Source organism: Micromonospora sp. CNZ309 (assembly GCF_002846525.1).
Window position 1 is genome coordinate 2,967,318 of sequence record NZ_PJNG01000001.1, and the last position, 24,904, is coordinate 2,992,221.

17 protein-coding genes are annotated in these 24,904 nt (G+C 72.4%); 9 read left to right on the forward strand and 8 right to left on the reverse strand.

What is annotated here, in order from left to right; genetic code table 11:
• Positions 1 to 19 precede the first annotated feature (19 nt).
• The gene (locus CLT72_RS11825) at positions 20 to 958 is read right to left on the reverse strand and encodes a carbohydrate kinase family protein (RefSeq protein ID WP_101411575.1); all 939 of its coding nucleotides are present in this window, start codon (positions 956 to 958) and stop codon (positions 20 to 22) included.
• A gap of 357 nt (positions 959 to 1,315) precedes the next feature.
• Here CLT72_RS11825 and CLT72_RS11830 point away from each other — a divergent pair, with 357 nt between their 5' ends.
• Positions 1,316 to 2,416 (forward strand): lytic polysaccharide monooxygenase, encoded by a 1,101-nt coding sequence (locus tag CLT72_RS11830; RefSeq protein ID WP_101411577.1) that lies wholly within the window; start codon positions 1,316 to 1,318, stop codon positions 2,414 to 2,416.
• Positions 2,417 to 2,562: 146 nt separating this feature from the next.
• On the opposite strand, the gene asnB is transcribed toward CLT72_RS11830, so the two are convergent.
• Positions 2,563 to 4,524 carry an asparagine synthase (glutamine-hydrolyzing) gene (gene asnB / locus CLT72_RS11835; protein ID WP_089003352.1) on the reverse strand — a complete coding sequence of 654 codons (1,962 nt, stop codon included), beginning with the start codon at positions 4,522 to 4,524 and terminating at the stop codon, positions 2,563 to 2,565.
• A gap of 227 nt (positions 4,525 to 4,751) precedes the next feature.
• Here asnB and CLT72_RS11840 point away from each other — a divergent pair, with 227 nt between their 5' ends.
• From CLT72_RS11840 to CLT72_RS11850, 3 genes are all read left to right on the forward strand, one after another.
• Complete coding sequence (locus CLT72_RS11840) at positions 4,752 to 6,233, forward strand: aminopeptidase P family protein (RefSeq protein WP_101411579.1); 1,482 nt, start codon at positions 4,752 to 4,754, stop codon at positions 6,231 to 6,233.
• A gap of 343 nt (positions 6,234 to 6,576) precedes the next feature.
• Positions 6,577 to 8,076, forward strand: a complete 1,500-nt coding sequence (locus CLT72_RS11845) for a right-handed parallel beta-helix repeat-containing protein (RefSeq protein ID WP_486484254.1) — start codon at positions 6,577 to 6,579, stop codon at positions 8,074 to 8,076.
• A 365-nt stretch (positions 8,077 to 8,441) separates the two neighbouring features.
• Entirely contained in the window at positions 8,442 to 10,010 is a 1,569-nt protein-coding gene (locus tag CLT72_RS11850) for a right-handed parallel beta-helix repeat-containing protein (protein WP_250100036.1), read from the forward strand.
• A gap of 100 nt (positions 10,011 to 10,110) precedes the next feature.
• Here CLT72_RS11850 and pulA read toward each other — a convergent pair whose 3' ends face one another.
• From pulA to CLT72_RS11870, 4 genes are all read right to left on the reverse strand, one after another.
• Complete coding sequence (gene pulA / locus CLT72_RS11855; protein ID WP_101411584.1) at positions 10,111 to 15,603, reverse strand: pullulanase-type alpha-1,6-glucosidase; 5,493 nt, start codon at positions 15,601 to 15,603, stop codon at positions 10,111 to 10,113.
• Positions 15,604 to 15,754: 151 nt separating this feature from the next.
• On the reverse strand, positions 15,755 to 16,444 hold the full coding sequence (locus CLT72_RS11860; protein WP_101415108.1) for a cellulose binding domain-containing protein: 690 nt from the start codon (positions 16,442 to 16,444) through the stop codon (positions 15,755 to 15,757).
• Positions 16,445 to 16,609: 165 nt separating this feature from the next.
• Complete coding sequence (locus CLT72_RS11865; protein WP_101411586.1) at positions 16,610 to 16,999, reverse strand: hypothetical protein; 390 nt, start codon at positions 16,997 to 16,999, stop codon at positions 16,610 to 16,612.
• A 37-nt stretch (positions 17,000 to 17,036) separates the two neighbouring features.
• On the reverse strand, positions 17,037 to 17,801 hold the full coding sequence (locus CLT72_RS11870) for a C40 family peptidase (RefSeq protein ID WP_101411588.1): 765 nt from the start codon (positions 17,799 to 17,801) through the stop codon (positions 17,037 to 17,039).
• 19 nt (positions 17,802 to 17,820) lie between these two features.
• On the opposite strand from CLT72_RS11870, the gene CLT72_RS11875 reads away from it, so the two are divergent.
• On the forward strand, positions 17,821 to 18,003 hold the full coding sequence (locus CLT72_RS11875) for a hypothetical protein (RefSeq protein ID WP_088999406.1): 183 nt from the start codon (positions 17,821 to 17,823) through the stop codon (positions 18,001 to 18,003).
• Positions 18,004 to 18,015: 12 nt separating this feature from the next.
• Here the strand turns inward: CLT72_RS11875 and CLT72_RS11880 are convergent, their stop codons facing one another.
• The gene (locus tag CLT72_RS11880; RefSeq protein ID WP_486484255.1) at positions 18,016 to 20,403 is read right to left on the reverse strand and encodes a right-handed parallel beta-helix repeat-containing protein; all 2,388 of its coding nucleotides are present in this window, start codon (positions 20,401 to 20,403) and stop codon (positions 18,016 to 18,018) included.
• A gap of 212 nt (positions 20,404 to 20,615) precedes the next feature.
• On the opposite strand from CLT72_RS11880, the gene CLT72_RS11890 reads away from it, so the two are divergent.
• The 4 genes from CLT72_RS11890 (at position 20,616) to CLT72_RS31920 (ending at position 24,513) form a co-directional block, all read left to right on the forward strand.
• Positions 20,616 to 21,020, forward strand: coding sequence for a YciI family protein (locus CLT72_RS11890; protein ID WP_101411590.1), 405 nt, complete (start codon positions 20,616 to 20,618; stop codon positions 21,018 to 21,020).
• Between the two features lie 184 nt (positions 21,021 to 21,204).
• Positions 21,205 to 22,497: a DUF6596 domain-containing protein gene (locus CLT72_RS11895; RefSeq protein ID WP_101415110.1), complete on the forward strand. Its 1,293-nt coding sequence runs from the start codon at positions 21,205 to 21,207 to the stop codon at positions 22,495 to 22,497.
• Positions 22,498 to 23,518: 1,021 nt separating this feature from the next.
• Complete coding sequence (locus CLT72_RS11900) at positions 23,519 to 24,172, forward strand: C39 family peptidase (RefSeq protein ID WP_101411592.1); 654 nt, start codon at positions 23,519 to 23,521, stop codon at positions 24,170 to 24,172.
• 185 nt (positions 24,173 to 24,357) lie between these two features.
• The gene (locus CLT72_RS31920) at positions 24,358 to 24,513 is read left to right on the forward strand and encodes a hypothetical protein (RefSeq protein WP_158242025.1); all 156 of its coding nucleotides are present in this window, start codon (positions 24,358 to 24,360) and stop codon (positions 24,511 to 24,513) included.
• A gap of 33 nt (positions 24,514 to 24,546) precedes the next feature.
• Here the strand turns inward: CLT72_RS31920 and CLT72_RS11905 are convergent, their stop codons facing one another.
• Positions 24,547 to 24,903: a VOC family protein gene (locus CLT72_RS11905; RefSeq protein WP_101411594.1), complete on the reverse strand. Its 357-nt coding sequence runs from the start codon at positions 24,901 to 24,903 to the stop codon at positions 24,547 to 24,549.
• Between the last annotated feature and the right edge of the window lies 1 nt (position 24,904).

Consider the following 24,904-nt stretch of genomic DNA (forward strand, 5'->3'; position numbering starts at 1 on the left):
CGCGGGACCTCACAAAGCACTACCAGCGGGCGAAGCGGGTGTGGACCGCGGCGCGTGTGGGCATGGCGGTGGCGCCGCCGGGGGACTCGCAGACCAGGCCGGCGACCCGCAGCGCGAAGGCCACCCGCTCGTGCCAGCCCGCCGGGTCCGTGGGCTCGCCGTCGACGAGCAGGTCCGCGACGAGCGCCCCCATCACCGAGTCACCCGCGCCGGTGGCGTCGACCGCGTCGACCTTCGGCGCGGGTACGCGTACCGAATCGGCGCCGGCCGGGGCGAGCACCGCGCCGGCGGCGCCGAGGGTGACCACGACGGTGCCGGCGCCGAGTTCCCGCAGGTAGGCCGCCACGCCCTCCTCCGGCTCGCCGGGGTAGAGCAGCTTCGCGTCGGCGGCGCTCAGCTTGACGAGGTGGGCGCCGGCGGCGAACTCCGCCACCACCTCGCGCAGCCCGGCCAGTGCGCCCGGCCCGTCGAGCAGCCGGGGGCGCACGTTGGGGTCGAAGACCCGCAGCCCGGAGGCGAGCCCCCAGGCCCGGCGCGCGGCGGCCAGCACCGGCTGCTGGAGCAGCACGATCGACCCGCAGTAGACGACGTCGGCGCCGGCGACCAGCCCGGCGTCGAGGTCGTCGGGGCCGAGCAGCCCGTAGGAGGGCGGCTCGCCGTAGAACCGGAAGTCGGGCTCCGCCCCGGCGAAGGTGGCCACCGCCAGCGCGGTCGGGGCGGGGACGGTGACCGCCCCGGCGAGGCCGACGCCCGCCCCGGTCAGGAAGGCACGGATCCGCCCGGCCAGGACGTCGTCGCCGAGCGACCCGACGAACTGCACCGCGCCGCCGAGGCGGGCGACGGCGACCGCCACGTTGAGCGGTCCGCCGCCGACCGCCTGCCGGTAGACGGGCTCACCGTCGCGCTCGGTGTCGAGCAGGTCGACCAGTGCCTCGCCGAGCACCACCGCGTATCCCATTCCGGCCTCCGTCCAGGGCGCGCACCGAACGATCTTGTCGTACCAGCCTGGCACAGTCAGGCGCCATGACGAGCGCTACTGACACATCAAGCAACGGCTATTGCGCGTCGCCGCCGTCCGTGGTGGGATGGCGCTTGCCGGGCGGTGCGGGGGGCTGCCGCGCCGCCGGCGCCGGGTCTCACATCCACGCGAGGGCACCGGCCCGCCAGTCGGGCCGCCGACGGCGCACGTCCCGCCGGCCATCCGCGCCGGGGCACGTCCGCCGCGACCGTCTTACCCGCGTCGCAGCGGGGCGGCCGGCGCCGCCTCCCGCGCGTTGCCCGCGGGGCGCCCGCGTCCCGCGAGTGAGGAGAACCCGTGTCCCACCGATCGCGTACGGCCGCGTTGCTCACCGCGGCCGCGACCCTTCTCGCGGGTGCCGTCGTCCTGACGGCGGGGCCCGACCCCGCCGCCGCGCACGGCACCCCGATGGCCCCCGGCAGCCGCACCTACCTCTGCTGGAAGGACGGTCTCACCAGCACCGGCGAGATCAAGCCGAACAACCCCGCCTGCTCCGCCGCCGTGGCCCAGAGCGGGACCAACTCGCTCTACAACTGGTTCAGCGTGCTGCGCTCCGACGCCGGCGGCCGGACCGTCGGCTTCATCCCGGACGGTAAGCTGTGCAGCGGCGGCAACCCCGGCTTCGCCGGCTACGACCTGGCCCGCACCGACTGGCCGCTGACCCACCTGACGGCCGGGGCCCGGATGGAGTTCCGCTACAGCAACTGGGCCCACCACCCCGGCACGTTCTACTTCTACGTCACGAAGGACAGCTGGAGCCCGGACCGGCCGCTGGCCTGGAGCGACCTGGAGGAGCAGCCGTTCCTGACGGTGACCAACCCGCCGCAGCGCGGCTCGAGCGGCACCAACGACGGGCACTACTACTTCAGCGGCAACCTGCCCACCAACAAGAGCGGCCGGCACCTCATCTACTCGCGCTGGGTGCGCTCCGACAGCCAGGAGAACTTCTTCGGCTGCTCGGACGTCACCTTCGACGGCGGCAACGGCGAGGTGACCGGCGTGGGCCCGGGCGGCACGCCGCCGCCCAACCCGACGACCCCGCCGCCCAACCCGACCACTCCCCCGCCCAACCCGACCACGCCGCCGCCGCACAGCGGTGACTGCATGCCGGTCTTCAAGGTGATCAGCGCCTGGAACGGCGGCTTCCAGGGCGAGGTCATGATCATGAACCACAGCGCGTCGACGTGGTCGGGCTGGACGGCCAACTGGACGTGGCCCAGCGGGCAGAGCATCAACAGCCTGTGGAGCGGCACGCTGAGCACGTCCGGCTCCTCGGTCACCGTGACCAACGCGCCGTACAACGGCGCGGTCCCACCGGAGGGCACCACGACCTTCGGCTTCGTCGCCACCACCAACGGCACCAACACCCTGCCCACGGTCACCTGCTCCGGCCGCTGACCCCCACGGGACGACCCCGCTGAACGATCAAGAGGTTTGCGTACCCCGGCAACGGCTCCGGGGACGCAAACCTCTTGATCGGCGAAGTGGTCGCCGGAGGGCCGGCGAAGTGGTCGCCGGGGCCGGCTGAGGGCCGGCCGGGTGGGTCAGCGGACCATGGAGCCGACCACCGGCTTGGTGAGCAGGGCGGACTGGTTGCGCTGGATGCCCGGGTCGAGGGTCTTGGCGACGAAGATGGCGTGCCAGATGCAGAAGATCAGCACCGTCCACACCTTGCGGGAGTGGTCGGCCTCCTCCCGCTTGTGCTCCTCCAGCAGCCGCATCGCGTACGACAGGTCGAGCAGGTCGCCGGCGCCGGAGGTGGACAGCACGTGCCGGGCCCACTCGTACATCTCGCCGCGCAGCCAGACCCGGGTGGGGGTCGGGAAGCCCAGCTTCTTGCGGTTGACGATGGCCGGCGGCACCACGCCCTGGAGCGCCTGGCGCATCGCGTACTTGGTGGCGTCGGAGCGGGGCGGGAGCTTGAGGTCCACCGGGATCCGCGACGCCACGTCGAAGACCGCACGGTCCAGGAAGGGCACCCGCACCTCCAGCGAGTGCGCCATCGAGATCCGGTCGGCCTTGACCAGGATGTCGCCGCGCAGCCAGGTGTAGAGGTCGACATACTGCATCTTGGTGACGTCGTCGAGCTCCGTGCACTCGGCGTAGATGGGCGCGGTGACGTCGGTGTAGCGGACCGAGGGGTCGTAGCGGCGCAGCAGGTGCTGCTTCTCCTCCTCGGTGAACATCCGGGCGTTGCCGTAGTAGCGCTGCTCGATCGGGGTGGTGCCGCGCTCCAGGAAGCTCTTGCCCTTGACCCCCTGCGGGATGGCCTTGGAGACCGCCCGCAGCCCCTTCTGCACCCCGTCGGGCAGCCCGTTGACCGAGCTCAGCGACAGCGGCTCGCGGTAGATGGTGTAGCCGCCGAAGAACTCGTCGGCGCCCTCGCCGGAGAGCACCACGGTGACGTGCTCGGCGGCCTTCTTGGCCACGAAGTAGAGGGGCACCAGGGCCGGGTCGGCCACCGGGTCGTCCAGGTGCCAGACGATCTTCGGCAGCGCCTCGATCATGTCGTACGGCCCGATCTTGGTCGGGATGGTGGTCACGTCGAGGTGCCGGGCCGAGTCCTGGGCGACGTCGATCTCCGAGTAGCCGGGCACGTCGTAGCCGACGGTGAAGGTGAGGATGTTCGGGTTGAACTCCCGGGCCAGGGCCACCACGGCGGTCGAGTCGATGCCGCTGGAGAGGAACGAGCCGACCGGCACGTCGGAGCGCATGTGCATCCGGACGCTCTCGCGCAGCGTCTCCCGGATCTCGTGGTAGAGCCGCTGCTCGTCGTCGACCGGGGTGGGCCGGAACACCGGCCGGTACCACCGGCGCACGTCGATGCGCCCGCCCGGGGACCAGGTCAGGTATTCGCCCGAGCCGATCCGGCTGATGCCCTTGTGCAGGGTGCCGGGCTCGGGCACGTACTGGAGGGTCAGGTAGTGGCTGAGGTTGGCCGTGTCGATGCCGGCGTCGCCCTGGTAGTTGGAGTGGGCGAAGGGCAGCAGCGCCTTCTTCTCCGAGGCCAGGTAGAGGCCGTCGGCGGTCTCCAGGTAGTGCAGCGGCTTGATGCCGAAGTAGTCCCGCCCGCCGAACGCGCGGCGCTCCTGCCGGTCCCAGATGACGAAGGCGAACATGCCGCGCAGCCGGGTGAGCACCTGCTCGCCCCAGAAGTGGTAGCCGGCGACGATCACCTCGCCGTCACCGGCGGTGGCGAACTGCGCGCCGAAGGTCCGGATCAGCTCCTCGCGCAGCTCGATGTAGTTGTAGATCTCGCCGTTGAAGGTGAGCAGGTAGCGCCCGTTCGCGTAGGACAGGGGCTCTTGGCTGGAGGCCACGTCGATGATCGCCAACCGCTTGTGCGCGAACACCCCGTCCGCGTACCGGCCGGAGGCGTCGCCGACCACCTCGACACCGGTCTCGTCCGGTCCGCGGTGGTGCAGGCATTCCAACGCCCCGGCGATGTTGTCGCGGTGGGCGGCGGCGTCGCCGCGCGCACTGAAGAAGGCCAGGAGTCCGCACATGGTCGTCATCTTTCCACGCGGCCCGAGCGGCCGTCGCGGCACCGCTGGGCTCTCCCCGTCGCGACACCGTGCGCCCGGGCGGGAGGACGTCGGCAGCCGACGGCCGGCCGGGGACGCCCCGGACGGGTGGCATCCGTCGCCCCCGACACTGCCGGCGGTCCCGGCCCGGCCGGCCCCCGACGGCGCGCGGTACCGTCTGACCTGCGACGACGCGGAGGGAGCGCAGCATGGCCGAGGGACGCACCGACAGCAGGCCGGCGGACGGCACCGAGTCGCACGACCCGGACTTCCCCGAGGCGTTCCTGGCGTTCATGCGGCAGGGCTGGCGGGACACCACCCTGCCGGTGGGCCCGCGCCCGGAGGTGCCGAACCACGCCAAGCGGCGCGCCGCGCTCTCGGCGGCCTTCCCGGGCGAGACCCTGGTGATCCCGACCGGCGGCGAGAAGGTACGCGCCAACGACACCGACCACCCGTTCCGGCCGGGCAGCGACTTCGCCTACCTGACCGGCGACCACGACCCGGACGGCGTGCTCGTCCTGCGGCCGAACGGGTCGGGCCACGACGCCACCCTGTTCATGCGGCCCCGCTCGTCGCGGCGGACCGACGAGTTCTTCCGCAGCCGGCACGGCGAGCTGTGGGTGGGCCGGCGGCACACCCTGGCCGAGAAGTCGGCCGAGCTGGGCCTGCCCACGGCGGACCTGACCGAGCTGGACGCGACGCTGGCCGACCTGGCGCCGGGGCGTACCCGGGTGCTGCGCGGTTTCGACGCGCGGGTGGACACGGCGGTGCGCCCGTACGACGGCCACCGCGCCGAGGGCCAGCCGGCCCGCGACCGGGAGCTGGCGATCGCGATCTCGGAGCTGAAGCTGGTCAAGGACGAGTGGGAGATCGCCCAGCTCCAGGACGCGGTCGACGCGACCGTACGGGGCTTCGAGGACGTGGCCCGGGCCCTGCCGGCGGACCGGGGCGTCTCGGAGCGCCTGCTGGAGGGGATCTTCGCGCTGCGCGCCCGGCACGACGGCAACGACGTCGGCTACGGCTCGATCGTCGGCGCGGGCGAGCACGCCACGATCCTGCACTGGGTGCACAACCACGGCGCCACCCGGCCCGGCGAGCTGCTGCTGATGGACATGGGCGTGGAGAACCGCCACCTCTACACCGCCGACGTCACCCGGGTGCTGCCGGTCGACGGCCGCTTCACCCCGCTCCAGCGTCAGGTCTACGACGCCGTGCACGCCGCGCAGCAGGCCGGCATCGACGCGATCCGGCCCGGCGTGGCGTTCCGGGAGGTCCACCTGACGGCGATGCGGGTGCTCGCCCAGGCGCTGTCGGACCTGGGCCTGCTGCCGGTGAGCGTCGACGAGGCCATGGACGGGAGGTCGACGGTCTACCGGCGCTGGACGCTGCACGGCACCAGTCACATGCTCGGCCTCGACGTGCACGACTGCGCGAACGCCCGCAAGGAGAAGTACCGCGACGGCACGCTGGGCGAGGGCTACGTGCTCACCGTCGAGCCCGGGCTCTACTTCCAGCCCGAGGACGAGCTGGTTCCCGAGGAGCTGCGGGGCATCGGCGTACGGATCGAGGACGACATCCTGGTCACCGCGACGGGCGCGGTGAACCTCTCCGCCGGGCTGCCGCGCGCCGCCGACGAGGTGGAGACCTGGCTGGCCGAGCAGCGCGAGGCGGGTCCCCGCCTGCCGGGCTGATCCCGGGGTACGACCACACGACGGGACCCGCCGCCACCGGCGCGGGTCCCGTCGTCGTTTGCGCTGCTCACCCCCTTCCTGCCCGGACCGGCCGGGTTGCCGCGTCACGTCCGGAGTGAGGGGAATACGGGGTTTTCTCGGATTAGGACATCTCGCGAGGATCCTTCTCATACGGTGGCTATCAGAGGCTACAAACCCATTTGTGGCTAGTCGCGCCGCTTCAGATGGTGCGACCCCGTCTGACAGCAGGAAAGGGCGGAAGGCTCTGATGTCCAATGACGTAACGACTCCCGACGGTGGTGCCCCCACGGGCGCACCGGCCCGAGGGCGGCGCAAACTCTGGGTGGCTGCAGGAGTTGCCGGCGTGGTCGGCCTGGCGGCACTGGGCGGCCTGGCCGCCCGCGACGACAAGGCCGGCGGCGCGGACCGGCTGTCGGACGCGCAGTCGTCGACCCTGCGGCAGAACGTCAGCGACGCCGGCACGGCCGACCCGGGCTCCGGCGAGAAAGGCGACAAGAAGGGTGGCCAGGATGCCCGTGGTGGCCAGGACGACTGGCAGGGCAAGGACTGGCACGGCAAGGACAGCAAGGACTGGCAGGGCAAGGACGGTCGCGACGGCAAGGACGGTCGTGACGGCAAGGACCACGACGGCAAGGACGCCAAGGAACTGCCGTGTGACACCGACGTGCTGGTCGAGGCGGTGAACCGGGCCAACGAGGACAACGGCGGAGCGTTCAAGCTGGCCAAGGACTGCACGTACAAGTTCACCGAGGAGGCCGGCAACAACGCCTTCCCCGTCATCGACCAACGGATCACGATCCTCGGCAACAACTCGACGTTCTTCCACGACGGCACCGCACTGTTCCGGTTCTTCGAGGTCGCCTCCGGCGGCGACCTGACGCTGAAGGACCTCACCCTCAAGGGCGGCCAGGTGACCGCGCCCCCGCCGCCACCGAGCGGCGCCAACGGCGGCGCCCTGCTGGTCCAGGAGGGCGGCGAGGCCACCCTGAAGCACACCAAGCTCGTCGACAACCGGGTCACCGGCGTCGGCACCCAGGGCAACGGCGGCGCCATCGCCAACTTCGGCACGGTCGAGATCGACAAGAGCGTCCTCGCCAACAACCACGCCCGCGGCGTCGGCAACGGCGGCAACGGCGGCGCCATCTACAACGAAGGCGTACTGACCGTCCACGACACCCGCGTCGACAACAACACCGCCACCGGCAACAGCGCCGTCAGCGGCAACGGCGGCGGCATCGCCAACGAGGACGACGGCATCGCCACCATCGCCTACAGCCAGATCACCAACAACAAGGCCAGCAACGACGGCGGCGGCATCCACAGCGAAGACGACGCCCGCCTCACCGTCACCCGCACCAAGATCGCCCACAACACCGCCTGCGACGACGGCGGCGGCATCCACAACGACGGCGACTCCACCATGCTGCTGGAATACGTCATCATCGCCGGAAACAAGGCCACCGACGACGGCGGCGGCGTCTACCACGACAGCGACAACATCGCCACCATCCGGCACGCCGTCTTCACCGACAACACCGCAGGCGACAACGGCGGCGGCCTGTTCAACGGCGAAACCCTCAACCTCTACGCCAGCGAGTTCAAGGGCAACCACGCCGAACAGGGCGGCGCCATCTACAACGACAACAACGCCGTCCTCACCATCCGCGACAGCAAGATCGTCGGCAACTTCGCCTCCGAAACAGCCGGCGCAGGCGGCATCTACAACAACAGCAACGCCACCGCCGTCAACATCGACAACAAGACCATCATCAAGAAGAACGAACCCCGCAACTGCACCAACGTCACCGGCTGCGCCAACTGAACCACCACATAACGAAGGGATCCCTTCCCCCTCCCCGGGGGAGGGATCCCTTCCGTGCGGGCGCCGTCCGGGACGAATCCGCCTCACGGGCCGGAAAGGTGCCTGCCTCCGGTGGCTTTCCGGGCGGTTGAGGCGACTCGTGGCGTACCCGCCGGTTCGGCACGACTGGGGGCCCGACTCCTCGGCGTCCGGACCGTCACGCCTTGACCCGCGATACCCCTAACGTGGGTTCTTCTCGGATATGACCGTGAAGGGAAAAAGATTCTCATACGGTGATCCTCAGTAGCTACAACCGATTTGTAGCCAGGGCAGCCCGCGGTGGCGGAGCAGCCCTGTCTGGTACGAGGAGAGAGCAGAGAGCTCCGATGTCCAACTACCTTCGCAAGAACGCCGAGAACACCGCGCCGAAGAGCCGGCGCAAGCTGTGGCTCGCCACCGGCGTCGCCGGGTTGACCGGCGTGGTCAGCCTCGCCGGCGTCGCCGCCGCGAGCAGCGCGGGCGCCGTCGGGGTCGACCGTCTCACCGACCTGAAGTGGTCCACGGCCGAGCAGGTCGCCAAGGACGACACCGCCGGCCGCGACGACCGGGCGGGCGAGACCGGCAAGAGCCAGGGTGGCCAGGATGCCCGTGGTGGCCAGGACGACTGGCAGGGCAAGGACTGGCACGGCAAGGACAGCAAGGACTGGCAGGGCAAGGACGGTCGCGACGGCAAGGACGGTCGTGACGGCAAGGACCACGACGGCAAGGACGCCAAGGAACTGCCGTGTGACACCGACGTGCTGGTCGAGGCGGTGAACCGGGCCAACGAGGACAACGGCGGAGCGTTCAAGCTGGCCAAGGACTGCACGTACAAGTTCACCGAGGAGACCGGCAACAACGCCTTTCCCGTCATCGACCAACGGATCACGATCCTCGGCAACAACTCGACGTTCTTCCACGACGGCACCGCACTGTTCCGGTTCTTCGAGGTCGCCTCCGGCGGCGACCTGACGCTGAAGGACCTCACCCTCAAGGGCGGCCAGGTGACCGCGCCCCCGCCGCCACCGAGCGGCGCCAACGGCGGCGCCCTGCTGGTCCAGGAGGGCGGCGAGGCCACCCTGAAGCACACCAAGCTCGTCGACAACCGGGTCACCGGCGTCGGCACCCAGGGCAACGGCGGCGCCATCGCCAACTTCGGCACGGTCGAGATCGACAAGAGCGTCCTCGCCAACAACCACGCCCGCGGCGTCGGCAACGGCGGCAACGGCGGCGCCATCTACAACGAAGGCGTACTGACCGTCCACGACACCCGCGTCGACAACAACACCGCCACCGGCAACAGCGCCGTCAGCGGCAACGGCGGCGGCATCGCCAACGAGGACGACGGCATCGCCACCATCGCCTACAGCCAGATCACCAACAACAAGGCCAGCAACGACGGCGGCGGCATCCACAGCGAAGACGACGCCCGCCTCACCGTCACCCGCACCAAGATCGCCCACAACACCGCCTGCGACGACGGCGGCGGCATCCACAACGACGGCGACTCCACCATGCTGCTGGAATACGTCATCATCGCCGGAAACAAGGCCACCGACGACGGCGGCGGCGTCTACCACGACAGCGACAACATCGCCACCATCCGGCACGCCGTCTTCACCGACAACACCGCAGGCGACAACGGCGGCGGCCTGTTCAACGGCGAAACCCTCAACCTCTACGCCAGCGAGTTCAAGGGCAACCACGCCGAACAGGGCGGCGCCATCTACAACGACAACAACGCCGTCCTCACCATCCGCGACAGCAAGATCGTCGGCAACTTCGCCTCCGAAACAGCCGGCGCAGGCGGCATCTACAACAACAGCAACGCCACCGCCGTCAACATCGACAACAAGACCATCATCAAGAAGAACGAACCCCGCAACTGCACCAACGTCACCGGCTGCGCCAACTGACGACAGTCACGCGGCACCAGCTGGAACGGCATCGGCTGACACAGAGGACGGTCCGGCCCCCTTCCGCTCGGCGGAAGGGGGCCGGACACGTGTGACACGCCTACCGCTGCACGAAGACCGCCACGCTGCGCGCCGGTACGGTGAACGTGCCGCTGGCCCGGTCGAAGGAAGCCGACCGCAGCGCCTCGTCCGCCGAGGTACGCAGCACCGGGTGCAGCGCCACGTCCGCCCCGCGCAGCCCGCTCAGCCGCTGCTGCGCCGTCTCGGGCGTGGCGTTGAAGACCACCGTCACCGACTTCCAGCGTCCGTCAAGGCCGCGGCCGTCCAGCGTCATGGTGAGTACGCCGGGGGTCTCGGTAGCGCCGGAGAGCGGGAAGGCGACCCGCTTCTGCACCTGCTCCGCCGTGGTCAGCCCGAAGACCGGCGAGGAAGCCCGGATCCTCAGCAGCTCGGCGTAGCGGGCGTCGGCCAGGTCGATCGCCGCGCAGTCCGGCACCAGCGCCGGGTCGGCCAGCAGCGGCTTCGCGTACGGCCACTTGTCCCGGTTGTCCTGCTCGGGCGGCAGGCCCGCGCCGAAGCCGTTGCCCTGCGCGCAGTCCCAGCGGATCTGGTTGAACCAGTCACCGGAGTTGTACGAGTTGCGGTCCAGCGACTTCGAGCGCAGCCGCTCGGTGCCGGTGGTGACGAACCCGGGCCCCTGCCCCATCACCACCGTGCCCAGCGCCAGCACCTGCATCCGCGCCCGGTCCGCCGCCGGGGTGTCCTGCGGCAGCTTGTACGCCAGCGCGTCGTACAGGATCTCGTTGTCGTGCGCGTCGACGTAGGTGACGGCCTCCCCCGGCGCGGCGGTGTAGCCGGCGGGCGAGCCGTTGTAGTCGACCTGCGCGCCGGTGACCTGCCGGCCCGACGAGTCGGTGAACCGGTAGCCGCGCAGGTTGCCGGTGAGCCCCACCTTGATCAGGTCGTGCTGGTGCAGCAGGCGGGCCCGCTGCTGGGCCGTGGACCCGTTCACGTCGTCGCCGTTGGGGTCGGTGAACAGGCCGGAGGCGAAGCCCTGCACCCGGGGGTTGGCGTCGAACGGCCCGCCGCCGCGCACCGCGTCGCGCAGCCGGTCGTTGAAGGTGCCGATCCCGGTGCCGGCCATGTTGGCCTGGGTGGCCTGCGTGAACCGGGCGTCGTCGGCGACCTCGCCGAAGTTCCAGCCCTCGCCGTAGAGCAGGATCTTCCTGCCGTCCACGCCGTCGCGGGCGACGGTCAGCTCGTCGAGCGCCTCGCGTACGGCCAGGATGTTCGCCTTCGGGTGGTGGCCCATCAGGTCGAACCGGAAGCCGTCCACCTTGTACGCCCGGGCCCAGGTGACCAGGGAGTCCACGACGAGCTTGCCCATCATGGCGTGCTCGGGGGCGGTGTTGGCGCAGCAGGTCGAGTTGGCGACGGCGCCGTCGTCGAGCAGGCGGTGGTAGTAGCCGGGCACGATCTGGTCGAGCACCGACTTCGGATCGGCGCCCGCCGCCGAGGTGTGGTTGTAGACGACGTCCATCACCACGCGCAGCCCGGCGCCGTTGACGCCGGCCACCATCTGCCGGAACTCGGTGGTGCGCTTCGCCCCGGCCGGGTCGACGGCGTAGCCGCCCTCCGGCACGGTGTAGTGCAGCGGGTCGTACCCCCAGTTGTAGCCGTCGGTGTCCGCCACCGCCGCGACGCACTTCTGCTGCTGCTCGGAGTCCGGCGGCAGGGCGGCCAGGTCGCAGGCCGGCTGCCGCTGGTCGGCGCGGCGCTCGGGGATCGTGGCGAAGTCGAACGCGGGCAGCAGGTGCAGGTGGGTCACCCCCGCGTCGCCGAGCGCCCTCAGGTGCTTCATGCCGGCGGTGCCCGGGTCGGTGAAGGCGAGGTAGGTGCCCCGCCGCTCGGCCGGCACGGTGCTGTCGGCGACGGAGAAGTCCCGCACGGACAGCTCGGAGATCTGCACCTTCGTCGACGGCACCGCCGCCGGCTTGCGCAGCTTCGCCCAGCCCGCCGGGGCGAGCGCCGGGTCGGTCAGGTCCACGATCTGGCTGTGCGTGGAGTCCGGCGCGAGCGCCAGCGAGTACGGGTCGGTCACCGAGGCGGTGACCAGCTGCTGCGTCGCCGGCTGCCACGCCTGGACCTGGTAGCGGTAGTACCGGCCGGCCCAGTCGCGGGAGCCGCGCACCGACCAGACGCCGGTGCGGTCGTCGCGGCGCATCGCCACCGTCCGCGGCGTCGCGGTCGGCGAGTCGAAGAGCTGCAACGACACCTGCCGCGCCGTCGGCGCCCAGAGCGCCAGCGTCGGCACCCTGCCGGCGAAGGTGGGCCCGAGCCGCGCGTCGGTGGCGCGGGCGTAGACGTCGTCGAGCACGCCGGGGATCTGCACGCCGGTCGCGGCGAGCAGGGCGCCCTCGGCGTCCCGCTCGGTCACCAGGAGCTGCCCGCGCAGGGCCGCCGGCACCTTCGCCAGGTCCCGCCGGTCGAGCGTGAAGGCGCCGTGCGCCCACAGGTGCGGGAAGGCCGCGCGCTGGGCCTCGGTGAGGCCGTTGCGCTGCGCGGTCAGCGGCAGCGTGGTGTACGTCCCGACGAGCTCGCCGTCGGCGACGGTCACCCCGCCGGTCGGGGCGGCCACCAGGGCGTACGTCCTGCCGTCGGTGGGCCCGGCCTGCCAGGCGACGGTGGAGCGGTCGATCCAGTGCGCCTTCTGCTTCGTGAGGTCGACGTCCCGGGCGGCGCCGGACGCGGTGGACGGCAGCAGCCGCCCGGGCGTGCCGGCGAGCAGCCACACCTCCCGCCCGGCGGCGGCGAAGTCGAGCCGCTGGTCGGTCGGCAGGTCCTTCTCGTCCCCCTTGTGGATAATGTAGCTCAGCCCGGTCGCCCCGGCGGCCAGCGGCACCCGGAAGACCGCGCCGAAGGAGTCGATCCGGACGGGGGCGAGCGGGGCGGCCCAGTCCGTCGGGTTGGCGGCGCCGTCCCACACGTGCAGGCCCCAGCCATCGTAGTTGCCGTCGGCGCGGCGGTAGTGGATGAGCGCGGTGCCGTCCGCCACCGGCGGGTCGGCCTCGCCGGTGGCGGCCTGCCGGCTCGGGTAGGTCGCCGGGTCGCCCTGCTTGACCCAGACCTCGCCGGTCTTCGTCACGTCGATCGTCCGGTCCTGTTCCACGTCCTTGTTGCCGGCCTTGTCCACGACCAGGAAGCCGACGGACTTCGCGCCCGGCTTGAGCTTCACCCAGGCGAAGCGGCCGTAGGAGTCCTCGCCGGCGAACGGCTGTCCCTTGGGCCACTCGGTCGCGTACGCCGGGTCGATGTCGCCCCAGGCGTACAGGCCCCAGTCGTCGTAGCCGCCGGCCGGGCGCTGGTAGTGCACCACGGCCCACTCCCGGGACGCGGACTGCGCGGGGGTGCCCACGGTCGCGGTGGACCGGGCGGTCGCGGTGCGCCCCTTCCCGTCGCGGACGACGGCCTTGTATTCGACCTTCGTGCCGCCGGCCAGCCCGGTCAGGTCGTGGTGCACCGTGTACGGGGCCGTCTCGGCGCTGCCGAGCAGCGTCCACCTGCCGCCGGCGACCCGGGCGGCGACGGTGACCGTGGCCAGCGGGTCGCCGGTGACCTGCGCGGTGACGGCCGCCCTCGTGGCGACGGGCTCGCCGGGTGCGGGGGCGGTGATCGTGATCCGTGGCGCGGCGTCGGGCGCCGCGATCGGCGTGCCGGCGCGGTGCACCACGGCCGACAGCGGCGGCACGGTCAGCGTGAGCTTGCCGTCCGCGCCGGCGACCGGGGCGGCCGACGCGCCGTAGACGCCGGTGAAGGTGGCGCCGGCCGACCAGGTGTCCACGGTGACAGTCTGCGCCGTCGCGGCGTTGTTCACCGCGACGACGTACTCGGTGCGCTGCTTCGGGTCGATCCGGGAGAACGCGAAGACGCCCGGTCCGTCGGCGGCGTAGCGGTTGACCTGCACACCGTCGCGCAGGGCCGGGTGTGCCTGGCGCAGCGCGCCCAGTTCGGCGATGGCCCGGTACAGCGGGTGGGCGCGGTCGAACTGGTCGCTGGCGTGGGTGCGGTCGGTGCCGAGCAGGTCGTCGTCGAGGTAGTCGGGGGTCTTCGAGGCGAACATGTCCTGCCGGGCGTCCTTGTCGCCGCCCGGGCCGGTGAAGCCCTGCTCGTCGCCGGAGTAGATGACCGGCTGACCGCGGGTCAGGAACATCAGCTCGTGGGCGAGCTGGTCGCGGCGCAGGTGGGTGGCCGGGTCGGTGCCGCCGCCGGCGATGAACGAGCCGATCCGCCCCATGTCGTGGTTGCCGAGGAAGGTGGTCAGCCGGCGTGCGTCGGTGTCGCGGGCGCGGTAGAGGTCGTCGCGGGCGTACACGTCGGCGAGCGCCCTGGCGGAGCCGTCGCCGGCGGTGTAGCCGCGCGCCGCCTCCTGGAAGGCGAAGTCGAGGGTGGCCGGCAGGCCGCCGCGCCGCACGTACGTCGAGGTGATCTCCGGGTCGGCGCTGTAGACCTCGCCGAACATGAAGAAGTCCTTCTTGCCGGCGCGCGCGGCGGCGCGCTCGACGCCCTGGCTGAACTGCGGCCAGAATTCGAGGTTCGCGTGCTTGACGGTGTCCAGCCGGAAGCCGTCGACGCCGGTGGAGGCCACCCAGTCGGAGTAGACCTTGGTCAGGCCGCGCACCACCTCGGGGCGCTCGGTCCACAGGTCGTCGAGGCCGAAGAAGTCGCCGTACTCGCTGTTCTCCCCGGCGAAGGTGGAGTCGCCCCGGTTGTGGTACATCGTCGGGTCGTTGAGCCACGCCGGGACCTTGACCCTCGCGTCGGCCGGGTTCGCGAACGTCGGGGTGTACGGGAACGACGTCGTGTCCACCTTCGGGAAGCCCCGGCTGCCGTCGGCGTAGTTGCGGTCCTCGAAGGGGCGCCCCTGCGCGTCGGTGTACGGCGACGTCGCCTTGTCCACGTAGGTGTACTTGTCCTCGGCGTACTTGATGACGTCGGCGGTGTGGTTGACGATGACGTCGAGGTAGACCTTGATCCCCCGCCGGTGCGCGAGCGCGACCAGCCGCTTCAGGTCCTCCTTCGTGCCGAAGTGCGGGTCGACCTGGGTGAAGTCGGTGATCCAGTAGCCGTGGTAGCCGGCGGAGACGTCGGCCCCGGTGCCCTGCACCGGACGGTTCTTGAAGATGGGGGCGAGCCAGATGGCCGTCGTGCCGAGCCCCTCGATGTAGTCGAGCCGGTCCATGACGCCCTTGAGGTCGCCACCGTGGTAGAAGCCCTTGTCGGTGGGGTCGAGGCCGGTGGAGAGGCGGTCGCCGGCGAGGCCGCCCGTGTCGTTGCGCCGGTCGCCGTTGGCGAACCGGTCCGGCAGCACGAAGTAGAACTGCTCGGCGCGGGCCTGCGGGTCACCAGCGGAGAGCAGCGCCTGCGCGGAGGGCTCGGCGCGCCACTGCGTGGCGCCGGCGGTGAGCAGCGGGCCGGTGCCGTCGGGGGCGTCGGCGGCGAGCTGCCGCACGGCCATCGGGGTGCCGACGAGGGTGAGGGTGAGCAGGGAGACGAGGGCGAGCAGGGCCTTGCGCGGTATCGGCGGGGGTTTCATCGACGCCTTCCTCTGGTCGCTGACTGGCCCGCACGCTAGCCCTTGCCGAAACGTTCTGCAATACCTTGCAAACAAAGTCGTAACACGGCAGACGGCTTGCAAAGTAAACGGCCCGGCGAGGTTCGCGCCGGGCCGGAGAGGGTGGGGAAGGCTAGACGCGGCAGGCGCCGCCGTCGACCGAACAGCTCGTCGGGCGGCTCTGGGCGCCCTGGACGTAGAAGCGCAGGGTGGCCGACGCGCCCCCGGGCAGGTCGCCACCGCTGCGGTAGGTGAAACCGTCGTCGATCCGTTGCGCCGTCCCCTGTGGCGCGCCCTCGATCCACGCGCTGCCCAGCCGCGCCCCCGGGAAGGTCAGCCGCGCCGTCCACTCCCGACCCGTCGACGAAGTGTTGCCGACCAGCAGCTCACCGACGAAGCCGTCCGCGTACGACTCCACCACCCGGTAGCGGCCCGTCAGCGGCGACGCGGGCGACGGTGGCGGCGCGATCAGCGCCGCACCACTGCCGCTGGGGGTCGGCGACGGCGGGCGGCTGCTGCGCTCGGGCCTGGACCGCGTCGGGGTGGGGCGGGCGGTGGCACGCGCGGACGGCGAGGTCGTCGCCCGGGGCGAGCGGGTGGCCATGGCGCTGGTCGCCGACGGCTCCGGGTCGGCCAGGCCGACGGTCGGCAGCGGCGGGGCGGGCTGTGCGTCGAACGCGGGACCGCGCCCCCGGTAGGTGCCCAGCGCGATGGCGAGCAGGACCACCATCACCACGACGCCGACGGACACCACGATCCACGGCGACGACGCGACGGCGGTCGTGCCGTAGGACCTGCTCGGTGCTCGGCGCGTCTCGGGCATGCCCATCCTCCCGCGGTCGTCCCGGGCAGCGTAGCGGTCGACGGCGACATGGTGCGACCGTCCGCGCACGGCGCGACCGCACGCCGACTCACGCGTCCGGTGCCGACACGGCGCGGCGCTGCGGGCCGCCGCCACGGCCTTCGGGCGTCGCGGTCGCGGCGGCGGTCAGGAGGTACGCAGGACGGTGCAGATGACCGGACCGTCGTCGGTGGAGCGCAGGAGGTAGCGGTAGCGCTCGCCGGGCACCCTGCGGCCCCGGCTGTCCAGGAACTCCCACTCCACGGCCACCATGGTCAACAGCGCCGACATCGGCTGCACGTCCTCGATGGCCGCGTGCGCCGCGACCAGCTCGCGCTCGTGGTAGTCGGGGGCCGCGCCGACGAAGGACAGCGCCACCGCCGCCGGGGAGGTGAACGAGAAGCTGTACGTGTCGGCGACCACCATCCCGGGCAGCGCGTAACAGGCGGCGATGGCGGCCACGTCGCCGGTGGTCAGCGCCACGCCGTACCGGTCGAAGAAGTCGGTCAGCGTGTCCAGATCGGTGGATGCTCTCACGGGGACAGCAATTGCCGGCCGGACCACGGGCCAAACCTCAGCGCGGCGGGATGCGTACCTCGATCTCGGCCCCGAGCCGGGCGCCGTTCGCGAGGCCGAGGTCGTCGCCGCTCCAGAACCGGCCCGGGTCGTACCAGTTGGGGCGCCGGCCGGCGGGGAGCAGCCCCATCGCCTCGTAGGTCACGGCGACCACCTCCGCGCAGTACGCCGTCTCCAGTGCACGCTCGCGTGCCGCGGCCCCGGCACGCCCGGGTGCCGGGACCTCGGGGCGGTCGCCGTCGCGGCCACGCAGAGCTGGCACGCCCACCGCCGGGACCCGGCCGCGCAGAGCCGGCACGCCCACCGCCGGGACCCGGCCGCGCAGGGTCGGCACGCGCACCGCCGGGACCCGGCCCCGCAGCCAGCGCCAGGCGAGCTGGGCGGTGGACGGGAACGGGGTGCCGTCCAGCCGGGCGACGGTACGCAGCACCGCCTTCTCCATCTCCGCGTCGGCCGCCGGGTCGAGCTGGCGCAGCCAGGCCCGCTGGCCGTACCGGTTGGCCCAGACGCAGACCGCGTCGCGCAGATCGTGCAGCTGCACGCCGCGCTGGTGGGTGCCCGTCCACATGTCCGGCAGCGACCTGCCCAGCTCGGCGTGCCACATCAGCGGCGGCATGTCGTCCAGCACGACCGCCATGCCGACGTGGTTGACCGGGCTGTTCGTGGTCAACTGGATGGCCCGGTCGGGCACGCTGCGGCCCCGGAAGACCCACACGTCACCGGTACGGGTCAGGTCCACGGCCTCGTCCAGGCTGATGCTCATGGGGGTCTACCCTAGGCCGATGCGGCAAGGGATGCGGTGGTGGAAGGTGCTCGGGCTGGCCGGCCTCGCCGGCGTCGCGGCGTCGGGCGTGGTCATCGCCCGGGCGGAACGGCGGCGTCGGGCGTACACCCCGGAGGAGATCCGGGCCCGGCTGCGCGACCGGCACGCGGAGGCGACGGCGCCCACCGACGACGCGCGCTGAGCCCCGCCGACGTCAGTCGACGTCGTGGTGGTTGCGGTCCCAGCGCCCGCCGACGGGCGGGGTGTCCAGCCGCACCGCCCCGACGGCGTTGCCCGCTAGGTCGTTGTCCTCGATCCGGCAGGACACGCAACTGCCCGCCGGGGTGATCCAGAGCCCGTACGTCTGGGTCTGCTCGTCGCGGTGGTCCCAGATCCGGTTGCCGCGCACCGTGGCCGAGTCGAACGGCGCGTTGACGGTGATGCCGGCCCTGATCGGCGGGGCCGCCGGCAGTTCGTACGACGCGCCGGGCGGCGGCGTGTCCTCGTTCCAGCCGGTCGGCGAGTCCGCCCGCACCTCGGCGAGCGTCAGGTCGGTGTCGGTGTTCGACACCACCACCGCCGTGCGTGAGCCGACCCGCACCACCTTGCCCCGGTGCCCGTCGTGCGGCCAGTGCGCCGCCAGGTCGGTGACGGACCGGTGCTGGTAGCGCACCGACTCGCCCTGGCCGGTGGCGGCCGGGGCGCACCGGCGGCCGTTGTTGCGGATCCGGTTGCCCACCACGACCGCGTCGGTCATCGGCCGGTCGATCCGGATCGCGTCCAGACCGTTGTCCGAGAAGTCGTTGCCGTCAACGACCACTCCCGCCGCCGCACCCCGGTGGCCGTGCCCCAGGTCGTGCTCGTGGTAGCCGTACTCCCCGTTGGCGCTGATCCGGTTCCCGCGCACCGTGTACGGGCCGGGCGTGTTGCCCATGCTGATCCCGTCGCGGACGTTGCGGTCGATCACGCAGTCGCTGATGATGCCGCCCCGGCCGGCGACTCCCGCCGTGCCGTTGCCGGAGACGTCGAAGCCCGCCTCCAGGTTGCCGGTCAGGGTGCAGGCGGAGACGATCAGCCCGTCGGCGCCCCAGTCGGAGATGCCGAAGCGGTTCGCCTGGCTGTGGCAGCCGATGATGCGGTAGCCGCGCGGCGGGGTCCAGTAGTCCTTCTGGAGTTCGAGGAAGATCCCGTTGGTGCCGTTGCCGAGGGCGGTGCAGTTGGCGATCGTGAGGCGCTCCACGTCGCCCCACCCGCCGATGCCGACGCCGATGCCCGCGCCGCCCATCTCCTCGCCGTTGTCGAGCCGCCCGCACCCGACCACGACCACGCCGTCGATCAGACTGTCCTGGAGGAAGTCGCAGCCGAGTCCGGTGGCGCCGGTGTGGTGGATGTAGAGGTTGCGGAAGACGCCGCGCGCCACGTACTGGAGGCCGAGCCCCTTGGCGAGGTAGCTGTACTCGACCATCGCCACACCGGAGCCGTCGATCTCGAAGTCCGCGAAGGTGCAGTCGGCGATGTACCGGTCGCGGCTCGCGCCGTGCTGCACCGTCGTCCAGAAGGCCAACGGCGTCGGGTTCGCCCGGTTGCCCTCGTTGCTGAGCAGGAACCGCGTCGCCCCCGGACCGGAGCCGATCAGCGACACCCCGCTGCGCCAGACCGTCCCGGCGTCGCGGATCGAGTAGATCCCCGGCGGGCAGTGGATGACCCGGGCCCGACCATCGGCGGCGTACCCCTCGCCGAGGCGGTCGACCAGGGCTGACAGCGCCGGCTGGTCGTTCGTCACGCCGTCGCCGCGCAGCCCGAACTCCCGCGCGTCGCACCACAGGGGCGCCCCCGCGACGGGGGTGAGCCGCTTCGCGGTGGACACGCCCTGCTGCGGCATCCGACCCCTCCTCCACGACGTCCGGCGTTCGCCGGTGACCGGCGCATTCCCGCCGCCCCCGCCGGGAAACGTGCTACCCGGCGGGGGCGGCCCTCTCCGACGACGCGGGCCGGTGCCGGGCGTCGAGGGGCCGGGGTCCGCGCCGGTGCCGAGCGTCGAGGGGCCGGGGTCCGCGCCGGTGCCGAGCGTCGAGGGGCCGGGGTCCGCGCCGGTGCCGAGCGTCGAGGGGCCGGGGTCCGCGCCGGTGCCGAGCGTCGAGGGGCCGGGGTCCGCGCCGGTGCCGAGCGTCGAGGGGCCGGGGTCCGCGCCGGTGCCGGGCGTCGAGGGGCCGGGGTCCGCGCCGGTGCCGGGCGTCACGCCGGTGCGGCGCACCGCCTCCGCCACGGCCTCGGCGGTACGTCCCACGAGCGCTCCCCCGTCGTCGAGCAGCAGCAGGGGCCGCTGGATCAGCTCCGGGGCGGCCACCATCGCCTCGATCCAGCGCGGCTCCGCCGCCTCGTCCCGTGGCCAGTCGGCCATGCCGAGGGCCACCGCGGCGGGTTCCCCCGTACGGCAGACGTCCCAGGGGCGCGCGTCGAGCCGGCGCAGCACCTCGGTCAGCTCCGCCGCGCTCGGCGGCCGGTCCAGGTACGGGCGCACCGCGTAGCCGACCCCTGCCTCGTCGAGGGCGGTACGGGCGGCGGCGCACTTCGAACAGGACGGGTTGTTCCAGATCTCCATGCCCGCCATGGTCGCAACCACCCCGCCGTCGGCACGATGAGGGCCGTCCGGGTGGCGTGACCCGCGTTCCCCCGTTCGTCCCTTCCGTACGCGGCCGGAGCGGCGCGGCGTTCTCCCGTCGCGGATCGGGGACGATGTCAAGACCGGCGGACCGGCGACGACCACTGAGCGAGCGGCGTCACCAGGACGCCCACGGGCGAGGAGAATCAGACGTGAAGTTCCTGTTGATCATGCACATGAACCCGCAGATCTGGGAGGCGCTCACCGAGGACGAACGCAACGAGGTGATGAAGGGCCACGAGGACTTCATCGAGACGATCCGCGAGTCCGGCGAGATGCTCGGGACGACCGCGCTGGCCGAGCCGGCCGAGAGCGTCGTCGTCCGGGTCCGCGGAGGCGCGCCCACGGTAAGCGACGGCCCGTACCTGGAGGCCAAGGAGTACCTCGGCGGCTACTACCTCATCGAGTGCGCCGACCGGGACCGGGCCGTCGAGCTGGCCGCGCTGATCCCGGACGCCAGGGTGGAGGGTCTCGGCGTCGAGATCCGTGAGGTGATCTTCTCCGCGGGGGCCGAAGCGGCCTCGTTACGGGTGAGCGGTGCGGCGGCGACGAGCTGAGTCGGGCGTACCGGTCGGCGGCCAGGTGCTCGCCGACCGGTCCACCGGCGTACCGACCGCTGCCCACGACGACGGGCGGGCGGGCCGCGACCACGACGACGGGCGGGCGGGCCGTGACTCTGTAGGCCGCGGCCACGACGACGGGCGGGCGGGCCACGACCGGCTGCCGGCACGCGACGGCCGGGTGGGCGGCGAGGATCTCGGGCGCCTGCTGCGTGAGCTGGCACCGCGGGTCCTCGGCGCGCTGCTGCGCAGGTACAACGACTTCGACGCCTGCGAGGACGCGCTCCAGGAGGCCATGCTGGCGGCGACGGTCCAGTGGCCGGTCGACGGGGTGCCGGAGCACCCACGCGGCTGGTTGGTCACGGTCGCCGCCCGCAGGTTCATCGACCAGATCCGCAGCGAACGGGCCCGCCGGGACCGGGAGGCGGCCAGCGCGAGCCGGGAACTGCCCGAGGCGATGGTCGCCCCCGGCCCCGACGAGCAGGTGCCGCGCGACCATGACGACACCCTGACGCTGCTGTTCATGTGCTGCCACCCCGCGCTCACCCCGGCCTCGCAGGTCGCCCTGACGCTGCGCGCCGTCGGCGGTCTCACCACGGCCGAGGTCGCCGGTGCCTTCCTGGTGCCCGAGGCCACCATGGGTCCGCGCATCAGCCGCGCCAAGCAACGGATCCGGGCCGCCGACACGACGTTGAGCGGACCGGCGTACGCCGAGCGGCTGGGCGCCGTCCTGCACGTGCTCTATCTGATCTTCAACGAGGGCTACACCGCGACCTCCGGCCCCGACCTGCACCGACCCGACCTGGCCACGGAGGCCATCCGGCTGACCCGGGCGATCCACCGCTCGCTGCCCGACGACGGTGAGGTCGCCGGCCTGCTCGCGTTGATGCTGCTGACCGACGCCCGCCGGGCGACCCGCACCGACGCCGAGGGCGGCCTGGTCCCGCTGGGCGAACAGGACCGGCTCCGCTGGGACGCCGACCTGATCGAGGAAGGCACCCGACTCGTCACCGACGCGATGCTGCGCTGCCCGCTCGGCCCGTACCAGCTACAGGCGGCCATCGCGGCCGTGCACGTGGGGGCGCCCCACGTGGCCGACACCGACTGGCGGCAGATCGAGTTCCTGTACCGCCTGCTGTGCCGGATCGCGCCCAATCCCATGGCGACGCTCAACCACGCGATCGCCGTGGCGATGACCGATGGTCCGGACGCCGGCCTGGCCATGGTGTCGGCGCTGGCCGCCGACGACCGGATGGCCCGCCACCACCGCCTCGCGGCCACCCGCGCCCACCTGCGGGAACTCGCCGGAGACCCGGCAGCCGCGAGGGAGGACTACCTGCTCGCGTCCCAGCGCACCTCCAGCCTCCCGGAGCAGCGCTACCTGCGTGCCCGAGCCGACCGGCTCACCTCGATGGACGCTACGTCCGAGAAGCCCGAAAGACACCCGACCGGCCCGGCCGGTACGGCCACCTGACGCCCAGCCCCCGCTCCCCGCACGGGACCGCCCCACGTCCGCGACGCCCGGCGGCCGCGACGCCCGGCGGCCGCGACGCCCGGCGGCCGCGACGCCCGGCGGCCGTGACGCCCGGATCCCGCGCGCGATCCCGCTCCCCCGTGCGGGACAACTCCCGTAGCGCCAGCGTTCTGAGGCGGAGCGTCCGGCGGGCCGACAAACCCCGTCGCCCCGATAGCGCCCGCGCGTACGCCGCTGCCGTTCACGACGCTCAGCCACGGTGATCAGGACCCCATGGACCGTAGAGCAACCGGATAACGCCCATGGAGTCCTGATCACCGTGCGGCCATCTCGCGCTTGCGAGGCAACGGCCCGGCGGCGGACGGCAGACGGCGGGCAGCGGGCAGCGGGCGGCAGACGGCAGACGGCAGACGGCGGGCAGCGGGCAGCGGGCGGGCCAGCCCAGGGCCGTGCCGCTCGGGGGTGGCGTCCGGCTCCGGCGTGACATGCGGCTCCGGCACGGCGTCCGGTTCGGGCACGGCGTCCGGTTCGGGCACGATAATCCGGCTTGGACATGGCGTGTGGTTTCGGGCATGGAGTGCGGTTCGGGCACGGCGCCTGGTTCGGGCATGTCGGGCGGTTCGAGGCATGGTCTTCGGTCACAGGTCCGCGCGCCCAGGTGGTATCGGCTCGTTTGCGAGGGTTTGGGGTGGGGCGGGTCACCGGGTCGGTGGCATGGGTCGGGGGCCCCGGTCGTTGTATCCATCGTGAGCGCGTGACCCCCCGGCAGGCCCTGCGGTGCCCGGGCCGAGTCACCCCCTGCGGGTGGCCGGGCCGAGTCGCCCCTTGCGGTGGCCGCCGGGGGTGAGGCCGGAATGCCGGCCGGGTCCGCGTCGTTGCATCCCCCCGGGACGCGCCCCACCCCCCCCAGCCGTAGGGCGCACCCCTTCTCCCTGGCTTCGACCCTTTCCCCCTTTCGCGGCACACCCGCCCCCCCTTTGGCGTGTGTCCGCGTACCCCCGATCGGAAGGTGCCGACCATCATGCGTACCGACATCCTGCGTAAGACCGCCCTGACCGCTGCCGGACTCGCCGTCACCGGCGGCGCCATCGCCGGCCCCCTCACCACCTTCGCCTCGCCCGCCCACGCCAACCCCGCCTCCGCCTCGGTCGCCCAGGACCGCAAGAACGGCGAGCGCGAACTCGGCGTGCGCTACGAAGCCCAGCCCAACTTCTACTACTGCGGCCCCGCCGCCGCCCGCAACGCCCTGAGCGTGCAGGGCAAGAACATCGACGTCGACGGCATGGCCCAGCGCATGGGCACCACCGAAGCCGGCACCAACTCCATCAACGACATCACCCCCGTACTCAACAAGGAAACCGGCCGCGACGCCTACCAGTCCGTCGAGATCCGCGAACCCAAGGCCGACGAGAAGCAGACCGACAAGCTACGCGCCGACATCGTCACCGCCATCGACGAAGGCCACGCCGTCGTCGCCAACATCGCCGGCACCGCCACCGACACCGACGGCACCACCCACTCCTTCGAAGGCGGGCACTACATCAGCGTCGTCGGCTACCGCGACAACGGCAACACCGTCACCATCGCCGACTCCGCCGACCCCAACCAGGCCTCCTACCGCATGAACATCGACAACCTCGCCGACTGGATCGCCACCCGCGGCTACACCGCCTGACCACGACACCACCCATCACGCACCACGCAACGACGACAAGGGCCGGCCCCGGATGGGGCCGGCCCTTTCGTCATGCCGTTGTCGGGCATGAGACGCGGGGGCGACTCAGCCGCCCGAGTACATCGCGTCCCGGATGGCGCGCGGCCAGGCCGCAGCCCAGCGCCGCCCGAGTACATCGCGTCCGGATGGCGCGCGGCCAGGCCGCAGCCCCAGCAGCCCGGGCGGGGCGGGCGCGGCTCAGCCGGCCGCGTCGGCGCCAACGGCCCAACCTGCTCGACGCCGACGGCACGGACCCGTACCTGCCGGCGCTGGCCGAGAGCGCACAGTGGTTGCGGACGTAGCGGCCGGAGCGCGCCCTTGGCGGCAGTGGCGGGTCAGTCGATCGGGGCGAGGAACTCCAGTCGGTTGCCGTGCGCGTCCTGGGAGTGGAAGCGGCGCATGCCCGGCAGTTCGTCGTCGCCCCAGGTGACCGGGTATCCGGCGGCGGCCAGCCGGGCGGCGAGCATGTCCAGGTCCGGCATGAGCAGACCGGGATGGGCCTTGCGGGCGGGGCGGAAGTCGTCCTCCACGCCCAAGTGCAGTTCCGCGCCGTGGCCGGTGAACCAGCAGCCGCCCCGGGCCGCGAGCGCGGCTGGCTTGGGCTTCTCGGCCATCCCGAGCACGCCGACGTAGAAGGCCCGCGACGCCTCCTCGGAGCCGCGTGGGCAGGCGAGCTGAACGTGATGGATCATG